The organism is Petralouisia muris (assembly GCF_004793545.1).
GTDB lineage: Bacteria > Bacillota > Clostridia > Lachnospirales > Lachnospiraceae > Petralouisia > Petralouisia muris.
Genome location: NZ_SRYA01000118.1, coordinates 1 through 8,668, shown reverse-complemented (window position 1 = coordinate 8,668; position 8,668 = coordinate 1). Strand labels below are relative to the sequence as shown.

At 39.6% G+C, this 8,668-nt stretch carries 14 protein-coding genes; all 14 read right to left on the bottom strand.

Translation table 11 applies throughout. The features are described from left to right. Nucleotides 1–176: 176 nt before the first annotated feature. The 14 genes from E5329_RS26940 to E5329_RS26875 all read right to left on the bottom strand — a co-directional run bounded on the left by E5329_RS26940 (nucleotide 177) and on the right by E5329_RS26875 (nucleotide 8,536). A complete protein-coding gene (locus E5329_RS26940; RefSeq protein WP_135992267.1) occupies nucleotides 177–1,082 on the bottom strand; it encodes a hypothetical protein in 906 nt (301 codons plus the stop codon). Continuing rightward, nucleotides 1,079–1,345 carry a hypothetical protein gene (locus E5329_RS26935; protein WP_135992266.1) on the bottom strand — a complete coding sequence of 89 codons (267 nt, stop codon included), beginning with the start codon at nucleotides 1,343–1,345 and terminating at the stop codon, nucleotides 1,079–1,081. Before E5329_RS26935 ends, E5329_RS26940 begins: the two co-directional genes overlap by 4 nt. Nucleotides 1,346–1,371: 26 nt before the next feature. Continuing rightward, nucleotides 1,372–1,896, bottom strand: coding sequence for an ATP-binding protein (locus E5329_RS26930; RefSeq protein ID WP_135992265.1), 525 nt, complete (start codon nucleotides 1,894–1,896; stop codon nucleotides 1,372–1,374). Nucleotides 1,897–1,917: 21 nt separating this feature from the next. After that, nucleotides 1,918–2,634 (bottom strand): hypothetical protein, encoded by a 717-nt coding sequence (locus tag E5329_RS26925; protein ID WP_275443792.1) that lies wholly within the window; start codon nucleotides 2,632–2,634, stop codon nucleotides 1,918–1,920. Nucleotides 2,635–2,651: 17 nt separating this feature from the next. After that, nucleotides 2,652–2,882 (bottom strand): AlbA family DNA-binding domain-containing protein, encoded by a 231-nt coding sequence (locus E5329_RS31250; protein ID WP_275443795.1) that lies wholly within the window; start codon nucleotides 2,880–2,882, stop codon nucleotides 2,652–2,654. A 78-nt stretch (nucleotides 2,883–2,960) separates the two neighbouring features. Further along, nucleotides 2,961–3,527 (bottom strand): hypothetical protein, encoded by a 567-nt coding sequence (locus E5329_RS26920; protein ID WP_135992264.1) that lies wholly within the window; start codon nucleotides 3,525–3,527, stop codon nucleotides 2,961–2,963. A gap of 256 nt (nucleotides 3,528–3,783) precedes the next feature. Further along, nucleotides 3,784–4,977 (bottom strand): tyrosine-type recombinase/integrase, encoded by a 1,194-nt coding sequence (locus E5329_RS26915; RefSeq protein WP_135992263.1) that lies wholly within the window; start codon nucleotides 4,975–4,977, stop codon nucleotides 3,784–3,786. 89 nt (nucleotides 4,978–5,066) lie between these two features. Continuing rightward, nucleotides 5,067–5,270, bottom strand: a complete 204-nt coding sequence (locus E5329_RS26910) for an excisionase (RefSeq protein WP_135992262.1) — start codon at nucleotides 5,268–5,270, stop codon at nucleotides 5,067–5,069. A 507-nt stretch (nucleotides 5,271–5,777) separates the two neighbouring features. Beyond that, nucleotides 5,778–6,017, bottom strand: a complete 240-nt coding sequence (locus E5329_RS26900; protein ID WP_005340884.1) for a helix-turn-helix domain-containing protein — start codon at nucleotides 6,015–6,017, stop codon at nucleotides 5,778–5,780. Then, nucleotides 6,004–6,438, bottom strand: coding sequence for a sigma-70 family RNA polymerase sigma factor (locus E5329_RS26895; RefSeq protein WP_016220869.1), 435 nt, complete (start codon nucleotides 6,436–6,438; stop codon nucleotides 6,004–6,006). The genes E5329_RS26900 and E5329_RS26895 overlap by 14 nt, the downstream gene beginning before the upstream one ends. 66 nt (nucleotides 6,439–6,504) lie before the next feature. Then, the gene (locus E5329_RS26890) at nucleotides 6,505–6,738 is read right to left on the bottom strand and encodes a hypothetical protein (protein WP_016220870.1); all 234 of its coding nucleotides are present in this window, start codon (nucleotides 6,736–6,738) and stop codon (nucleotides 6,505–6,507) included. Nucleotides 6,739–6,905: 167 nt separating this feature from the next. Further along, nucleotides 6,906–7,661 carry an ABC transporter permease gene (locus tag E5329_RS26885; RefSeq protein WP_135992261.1) on the bottom strand — a complete coding sequence of 252 codons (756 nt, stop codon included), beginning with the start codon at nucleotides 7,659–7,661 and terminating at the stop codon, nucleotides 6,906–6,908. Continuing rightward, nucleotides 7,661–8,347, bottom strand: coding sequence for an ATP-binding cassette domain-containing protein (locus E5329_RS26880; protein WP_135992260.1), 687 nt, complete (start codon nucleotides 8,345–8,347; stop codon nucleotides 7,661–7,663). The genes E5329_RS26885 and E5329_RS26880 overlap by 1 nt, the downstream gene beginning before the upstream one ends. 12 nt (nucleotides 8,348–8,359) lie before the next feature. After that, nucleotides 8,360–8,536 (bottom strand): hypothetical protein, encoded by a 177-nt coding sequence (locus E5329_RS26875; RefSeq protein WP_016220873.1) that lies wholly within the window; start codon nucleotides 8,534–8,536, stop codon nucleotides 8,360–8,362. Between the last annotated feature and the right edge of the window lie 132 nt (nucleotides 8,537–8,668).

Here is an 8,668-nt window from a genome sequence, read left to right as displayed (position 1 = left end):
AAAAAGGAACCTTTTACAATTCAAATGTAAAAGATTCCTTAAGTTAATGACATTGTCTGTTTTCAGCGTTTCAGCATTTTCTTGGACTAAATCTTAGACTAAAACATCATTTCTTGAGCTAATTTAGTCCAAGATTTATTTTTTCAAATACCACCCAGCAAAGAGTCAGCAACAATTTAACTTTTAATACTATTAATCACTTTTATCATTTCATTTCGTTTTTTATCATGTTCAATTTTTGCCATCCTTGCATCCAAAACACTTTCAATTACATATCTAAATGCCGGAAACAACTCTTTGCATTCATTCTCAGAAAGCTGATGAATTCCTTTGCTTAATGCTCCATAAAATTTTTTGCGTATCGCCTGCAATTCTTGTGGAATTAAAATTTCGTTTCTATCTTCAACCAACTTTATTTTTTCTTCTACATGCGAATCCTTATATATCTTTTCATCCCAATTTTCTAATTCGACACATCGTTGATGCGATTCCTCAAGAAGACCTTCAAAAATCCGACGCAGATACACTAATGCCCCAGCACCTACACCACTGGCATTTAGCTGAATGCCTAACGTGTAATCCTTATATTTATCTCCAAGAATCTTACGATATTTTGAAGTGCCCAATAACTGTGATTCTGCTTGGGATGGGAATTGACCTATTTTTCGAATAATCAGACAATGCATCAATTTATTATACGCATTTACAAATTCTAATTCTCCCTCATCCTTCTCTGTCTCGCCACAAACAACTTTTTTAATATTATCTGGAAGATCATTATAAGCAATTTCTGGTTCAAGTATAATAAAATCCAATATATATCGGTGACTATAATCCAAAGAACAATTTCCTTCTTTTCTTAGGTCTCTTGTTGCACGTATAGTATTCTTACAATCATCAGCTCTTTCCTTGCAAAACTCATCCCAATTCTCTTTGTTTTTCAATAAATTATCAACTATACCCAATTCATTTCTTCCTAGACAATACTTATGTTGTTTCTCAAAGACATTAGTTTCACTTGGCAAATATTTAGATTTATCTTCCTGTTTTGGTTTATATGCCGGCTTTAAATTAAAGGTCATCTCACTTTACCACAACATGGGCATGGCAATAAGACGGGCTCCTTACTTGCCCATAATTCATTAAACGCTACCACATCATCACTTACGATCAATTCTTCAACCAAATTATCCTCTGATATATATGTTGGCGATGTCTTTGTTGGAAAGCAATCTATTAATACATCTTCATATAACCCAATATCTGTAAATAACTGTTCAAGTGAAAATTCACTTAAATGTCTTCGATTCAATATCTTCTTTATTTGTTCAAACTGAACCGCCATCGTACCACGCACCTCCTATTTCCTCTTCACAAATTATCCTCTGTCGGCAATACATATTTTTTAGTCTTATTTTTCCCTTCACCTCGGACAATTCCACATTTTTGAGCCTTATTCAATAGTCTGCTTGCTGTTTTATTCTCTACATTTAATAAATCTGCCGCAATGCCACTTGATATTTCATAATGTTTTTCGAGATACATTATGATAATATTCATCCTATCCTTTTCCTTATCGGACATTTTATCGGACATTTTTCTGCTTTCATCAAACCCTTCCCTAATAAAAATTGTTGTTTCTAAATAAGTTCTTCTTTCATCAGTCTCAAACAAAGGTTTGGGAGAACCATTTTTTGATAATGCATTCAAAATTTTAGGTATACCAGCCCCTTGCTTTTCAGAAAGGTCTATCTCTTTAAAAAATTCACCAATTCTTCTGTTTCGATATTTTCGTGCCCTCACCTTTCCTGCAGCGAACTTTTCCATATCCATATATCCATCAGGACCTGGAAAATTTATGATCATAATTCGGTCAATATATATCCGCACTTCCACTGGAACATCCTCTCTATAGAATTAGTGAAATACCGCATTAACAATCGCTTCTTCCAATGCATTATACGGATAATTCACGCATTTTACAGATTTCTCCTGATTCTCAATTTTGACAGTCTTCTCAATTATAACATTTGTTTTTATATAATCTAATACATCTGTTATCTGTTTCCATATCGGATCGGTAAATGTTTTTTCAAACATAATATTGCCTGCTTCCGCTTCCTTCGTATTAAACCTAACAAGATTAATTTGTGCTCCAGATATTAACTTATCCGGTCTTTCAGCAAACATTAATATTGCAATATTTCTTAATTCTAAATCCGTATCTGTCTCATTCGCCACTTCTAAGGCTAACAATAAATCATCCATATTTCTATTGTTTATTTCTATCAATAATGAGCTATTACTATCCCTTAAAAAATCTTCTAGATATCCCCTTCTAATAATATCAATATTTGCCTTGCGATTCACACGATCATCAAACGGAATGGCATTGAACTTTTCAAATAATTCTGCAATTTCTCCCTGTTTGGCAATCGTTGCCAAAGAGGCTGGTCTTATCCAATAGTACATTGTCTTATCCGGCTTATCACCTGTCTTTGGGGAATATACATCCTTAGGAGTTCTATACGGACCAGCATCACCCGGCGAACACTTCAGATAAAGTAAGTGTGTATCCTTATTTGGATAATTTACAATTTCTATCTGTGGAATATAGCGTGGCTCAAGTTGCAATACTGAAAAATTTCTTGTTATATTCTATCTAAAAGTTCCTTCGGAACCCCCTTGGGCGGCAAAATCAGAACACCATTATCCTCCTCCACGCCTATAACAATATATCCACCATTCACATTTGCATAATCATTAGCAAATGCGCAGATAGAATGTGTAATATCAGAAGGATTCCATCCTTCCTTATATTCAACTCTATTTCTTTCTACCACTTTACCCTCTAATAGCGTTTCTATTTTCAAAGATATCATCAACTGCATGACCTCCGTTCTGTCTTTAACCAGCAAAAAACTATGATTTTTTAAATTTTTTCTCTTTTATGTGCGTAATCACACTCCAGATAAACGATTCAAAAAAATTTCCATTATGTCATTTTCATGATAATCCCATTTACTTTCAAGCTCTTTAACTATTTTCTTTTTCTCTGCTTCAGTTAAAATAGAACCATCGTAGGAATACAGGAAAATTAATTCTATCAATTTCGCATTCCCCATAATCATATTTTTCTTCACATCATCCCAAATTATTTTTCTCCATATATCATTTTGAATCCAAAACACATTAGAAGAGAAATTTTTAATAATATCTTTATATTCCAAATTTTCTTTTTCCTTTATTCGTACCACAGCCTTTGTAAAGGGAATTAAAGATACTGGTCTAAAAAACACATGCCCTCCATCCTTATTTCTATATTTTCCTATGCCAGCTTCTACACTAAAAGCGTCTTGGCATGTATTAATAAGCGCAGTCCAATACGCTTCACATTCGTGTGTAAAGCATTCAATTACATCGTCACTTGGTCTATGTCTAATATATTCATTGACTTTTGCTTTGCCCTTAATTGGTTTTTCATCTAATCCCTTTACTGGTATATCTTTAACAAAAAGCCATGCCAACTCCTTATTGCACTCGTAATATGTTATGATGGTAGTTAGCGCTCTTTCGTTATTATCTGGTATTGCTTTAGTTTTTGAATCTAAAATTATGGGTGAATTTAGATTATCTCTTTAGAAGTTCTTATATGTCGGTATAGCCCGTATTTTCGGGCTTTCCCGACATTTTAGATATGGGGAGAAGTTCTCATATATCCTCAAAACCTTTTAGGTTTTCCCTCTCAATGGTAGTAAAAAAAGTAGTAAATTCTGCTGGCGGCTATGCGATCAACCTTTCCATTTCAGCCCTTGCGGAAGCGAAAGTTGCGTGTGCGTAATAGTTCAGTGTCATGGTGATATTGGAATGTCCCATGATATACTGTAACGCTTTCGGGTTCATACCCGCATTGGCTAAGTTGGTGCAGAACGTATGGCGTAGGGTGTGGGGTGTCATTACTTTGGGTAACGCTTCCTCATGGCACTTGTTGTACTTCTTTGCAAGTCCCCGAAACATGGTAGCATAATTCACATTCGTTTTCGGGCAACCGTCCCGGTTGAGGAAAAGAAAATTGCTGTAACCGTCAATGGTGATCTGCTTCGTTCCTTTGCGGTTCTCCAACACGCGCCCCAACGCTTCATACACTTTTTCACTCATTGGAATTTGTCTGATACCGCTTTGCGTTTTGGGCTTCTCTATGTAGTAGCCTGTTTCTGCGCTCCGTAAAAGCTGGTGGTCTACATTGATTACCCGGTTTTCAAAATCAAGGTCGGTTTCAGTCAGCCCGCAGAGTTCGGAAATCCTAAGCCCCGTTCCCAGCAGTATGATAACCTCGTCACGGTATTTCTGATAGACGCTATCACTTTGCATAAAGGATAAAAGGCTTTCTTCCTGTTCCGCTGTGAGGGGTACTTTTGGCTCTGTGTCGTCCTCGATCACGGTGTTGAGCTGGAAGTCGAAGGGGTTCTTCCTTATACAGTCGTCCTGTATCGCTGTGTAAAAAGCAGCTTTCAGAGAACGCTTGTCGTTGCTTATGGTCTTATAGGATATTCCCTTTTCTTTCATGCGCAACGCCCATTCTTTCGCGTCGGACAGCTTCACACTGTCAATAGGGCAGGAACCAAGTTTGTCCGCTTCCAGCAGCTTCATCAGCCGTTCGCGCCCCTTTGTGGCGTTATGCCTTACATTCCCCCGGTGGCGGTTCTGCTTTGCGTAAAGCTCGCAGACAGTCATTTTCTTTCCGATTGTGTCTATCCCGTCGTCAAGGTCTTTCTGTATCTCTTTTTCCTTTTCTCTAAGGGATATGTCGTCACGCTTCCCGGCTGGGGTCTTGTCCGTAGGCACTAACTTCCACGCATAGACAAATTGCACTTTACCAAAAGTATCGGTATATTTGTAAGCATATCTCCCGTCTTTTCTCTGGCTCTCTCCCGAACGCAAAATGCGGTTTCTATTGTCACGTCTTTTCTCCGACATTGTTTTTGCTCCTTTCCGTGTCGGAAAGAGCCTTGATATGCCTACATCTATTATAGCACATTCAAGGCTCTTTTTCACTATCTTTTTCGCTAAATTGCGTCCAGCGTCTCAATGACTTTTTCAAACTGTTTCCTCTTGATCTGAATACGGTTGCCGTTCAAGATTACCCAGCCCGCCGTAGGGTTTTCCTCTGCAAGTTTCCGCAGTTTGTTTTCCCCAATGCGGAAATATTTTGACGCTTCCTCAATGGTAAGCGTGTATTTTTCCCAAATAGGCACATCAGCATTGTTCATTCTATAAATCCCCCTTTCAAAAAATGGGTAAATGGTTAATAGTGAAAAAGGCTTAAATCGGACGGTTAGCAGCATAACCTCACGGGAGTTTCACCCCTGCATGGTTCTCATGCAGCCCTACCCATTGCCTGCGACGCTTTGAACGCTCGGACTGTGGCGGTAAGGGAGTATCATTATATATTCTGCGCTGTCGTCGCCCGCAAGCTGCTAAACTTGCTCCCCGGCGCGGTGTTGGTCGCTCGGCTATTCCAGCGGGGAATAGAAAACCCCGCCGAAATAGCGTCATGGCGCACCCGCCGTATGGCTCGGCGCAAAAGGGACGTATCCGATCTGCCCTATGCTGCGCCGCCGTTATCTTGCGCCGCTTTCTTTGTCAAGGTTCAAAATTAAGAGCTTGTCGGCTCACGGAAGCATACCGCGCTGGGCGGTATGCCCCGGTGAAACGACAAGCAGCCCATAAGCGGAAGCGCGGAAAGGGGGACGCGCCCCGCTGGGGACAGCCTGTGTTTAGCCTACGTTAAAGGCAAGGGTGCGGGTAATCAGCCGCACTTGCAGCCTGTTCTTCATTTCCTCGTCAACGTAGGAATAAGTATTGCCCGCGTCGTCTTTCAGCGTCCGGGTGCAAAGTGTCGCTATGTAACCCTCGTAATGCTTCAAGACTGCGCACATGGCTTCCGTGTCGCCGCCCGCCGCTGCTGCAATAACAGGGAACGGCAACAGGGCAACGGATTTTTTATTTCTGTTCATCTGTTTTTCCCTCCATATACAGTTTGATTTTTTCAAGCGCGGTTTTCCTGTGCCGGAAAATCGTACTGCGCACAACATTCAGCAGACCGCCTATTTCCTCGTCGCTCATATCCAAAAAGTATGACAAAAGGATAATGTCACGCTTCTTTTCGGGCAGGGCTTGTAAGGCTTCGCCAAGCAGCTCATTTTTCACAAGCACATCATAGCCGGACACTTCAAAGCGGTAGTAATCGCTCTCGTACTCGTCCAGCGTGTAGAGCTGTAAGAGTTCCGCTTCGCTCATTTCCGAAAAATTCACTTCAAGGGCGGCGCGTTTGGAAAGCTCCCGGTAATAACTTCTTGCTTCGCCTTTGAGGACTTTTTTCGCAAGTGCGTCATACTGATGTTGGATAGTTTTCATTTCAGAAGAAGATAGCTCCATAGAGTTCACCTCCTTCCTTCGTGGTGTAAAAGACAAAAGGCTTGTCCTTCCGTCCCCTTTCACACCCTATCCGTATGGAAAAGGCTCTTTTGTTGCGCTTTCCAAGCAGCTTTTTAAGAAAACCAAAAGGCGCAAAAAAAGCCTGCCCACAAAAAAAGCGGACAGGAAAAAAGGTACTAAAAAACTTATTAAGATGATTAGACAGTTCATACTTATGGGCGTAATTTTCCCCGGTGGTGGACGGGCTTTTTTTAATGTGTCAATGACCGTCGGATTTTGTCGATAAGCTATGTGCTTCATGGCGGCTACCTCCTTTAGCCGCCGCTCTTATTAGTGAAACCGCGTCATTTCTTTAGAGGGTAAAAAAACGGCGGCTTTGATTTCTCAAAAGCCGCCGTTTAAGAATAAGCGTGTGAAAATACCTCTGCTGGACGACGGCTTTTTTTCTTTTGCCGTCGTACGGCAGATTAACTTTCTATTTTTCTTTTATGAGCAAAAAGCCCTACTCCAATCAACAGAAGAATAATAAATGCAAGTAACGAAATAATGCTGCCACCTATTGTAGCTCTAACAGGATTGTCGTAATAAGATGATTTGTCAGAGAAGTATAATGCGATCCGGTATGCAAATCCATTCGGCACAATAAATCCGATTTCTGAACCAATGAAGAAGCAAGATACAAACCCATATATCACACCCGTTACACTCGCTATAATAATGTTTCTGCTTAAATTGATTACGATTGCTCCCGCACAAACAGTTACAGGAATTATTATGGCAGTTTCCAACAGAAAACCAGTGGTTATCGTCAGAAGTTCGGAAATGTCTGCGGTGGTTTTTCCTGTAATCTGTAAACCGAAAATCAAGCAAAAAAACAGAAACAGAAGCATCAATGCAAAACAAGTACCGATTATAAGGGCAACCAGAACTTTGGTTAAAAACAATTTATATTTCGGGTATCCGTAAGTTATCCAGTTGATATAAGTTTTGTTTTTATACTCTTGATAAAACAAAAAGCCCACAAGAATGAACAAGACCATTGGGAAAAACATTGCAAACTGATTATTCATAAAAAAGAATAGATCAGTCAATGCTTTTGTGCTGTCATTAAAAATAGCTCCTGCCCCTCCTGTTAATACCGGAAGCAAAGATAGCATCAAGAGAAATAAGAAAGACCATTCCCGCTTCTGTTTGTAAAATTCATTTTTTATCAATGTAATCATCAGACACCCTCCTCACTGGAAGTCATTATTTTTTCATAGAGGGCTTCCAATTCCTGCTCGTTATAGCTGTTTTCTAAAATTTCTACAATACGCCCATTCTTAATGAAGATCAGACAATCGGTAATAGCCGCAATCTCTGTGAGGTTATGACTTGATACCAAAATACAGTGATTTGGCGATTTTAGCCGTTCTTTCAAAAGAAGCCGGATTTCTTTTATTCCCATAGGGTCAAGCCCATTTGTTGGTTCGTCCAGCAACAAATACGTTACGTTCCCCAAAAAAGCCCGTGCAATGCCCAGCCGTTGACGCATACCAAGGGAAAGTTGCGAAAAAAGTTTGTTTCTTGCTTCCCACAAATTTACCTGTTCCAGTGCTGTCCTAATATCGGGATTGTTGATCTGCAAATATTTTGCATGTAACCGTAGATTTTCTTCTGCGGTCAATTTAGGATAGAACGCGGGATATTCAATCAGACTTCCAAATAAACGGCTGGAAACAGGCTGATTATCAGAAAGAATTTCCCCGGTAAAGTCTGTCAGTCCCAGCATTGACTTAAACATTGTTGTTTTGCCCGCGCCGTTTGAACCAAGAACACCATATATTTTTCCCAGTTCTAATGTAATGTTGATGTTATGGAGCAAAACAGCATTGCCTACCTCTAAATTCACATTATTAACCTGTAACATTTTGCACCTCCATTACTGTGTGAAAAGAAAAGTTAAAAAGCATAATACATAGACAATAAAAGCGGCTATGATAGGTTTTCCCTTTTGTCGTAACCCTTTTATTCCGTCGCTTAAAATTCCATTGATAGCAACTAAAAAGCAGACAGCAAGGGCAATCAAAGAAATAATTAAAGCAATCATAGAAATCATATAATTTACCTCCTTGCTGAATATGGTATCAAAAAGGTATAGGATTTCTCTATGAAAAGTCTAAGGAAAGTCTAAGGATAAAAAAGTGTCTTCGACACTTCAGCCCCCTAGCCCCCATTCATGGGGGAATTA

Bases quoted from the DNA above. Each gene is read 5' to 3' on its own strand.
- E5329_RS26880 (WP_135992260.1), bottom strand. From the start codon at position 8,347: ATGTTACAGGTTAATAATGTGAATTTAGAGGTAGGCAATGCTGTTTTG.
- E5329_RS26910 (WP_135992262.1), bottom strand. From the start codon at position 5,270: ATGAACAATGCTGATGTGCCTATTTGGGAAAAATACACGCTTACCATT.
- E5329_RS26885 (WP_135992261.1), bottom strand. From the start codon at position 7,661: ATGATTACATTGATAAAAAATGAATTTTACAAACAGAAGCGGGAATGG.
- E5329_RS26875 (WP_016220873.1), bottom strand. From the start codon at position 8,536: ATGATTTCTATGATTGCTTTAATTATTTCTTTGATTGCCCTTGCTGTC.
- E5329_RS26890 (WP_016220870.1), bottom strand. From the start codon at position 6,738: ATGAAGCACATAGCTTATCGACAAAATCCGACGGTCATTGACACATTA.
- E5329_RS26895 (WP_016220869.1), bottom strand. From the start codon at position 6,438: ATGGAGCTATCTTCTTCTGAAATGAAAACTATCCAACATCAGTATGAC.
- E5329_RS26935 (WP_135992266.1), bottom strand. From the start codon at position 1,345: ATGGCGGTTCAGTTTGAACAAATAAAGAAGATATTGAATCGAAGACAT.
- E5329_RS26940 (WP_135992267.1), bottom strand. From the start codon at position 1,082: ATGACCTTTAATTTAAAGCCGGCATATAAACCAAAACAGGAAGATAAA.
- E5329_RS26915 (WP_135992263.1), bottom strand. From the start codon at position 4,977: ATGTCGGAGAAAAGACGTGACAATAGAAACCGCATTTTGCGTTCGGGA.
- E5329_RS31250 (WP_275443795.1), bottom strand. From the start codon at position 2,882: ATGATATCTTTGAAAATAGAAACGCTATTAGAGGGTAAAGTGGTAGAA.
- E5329_RS26900 (WP_005340884.1), bottom strand. From the start codon at position 6,017: ATGAACAGAAATAAAAAATCCGTTGCCCTGTTGCCGTTCCCTGTTATT.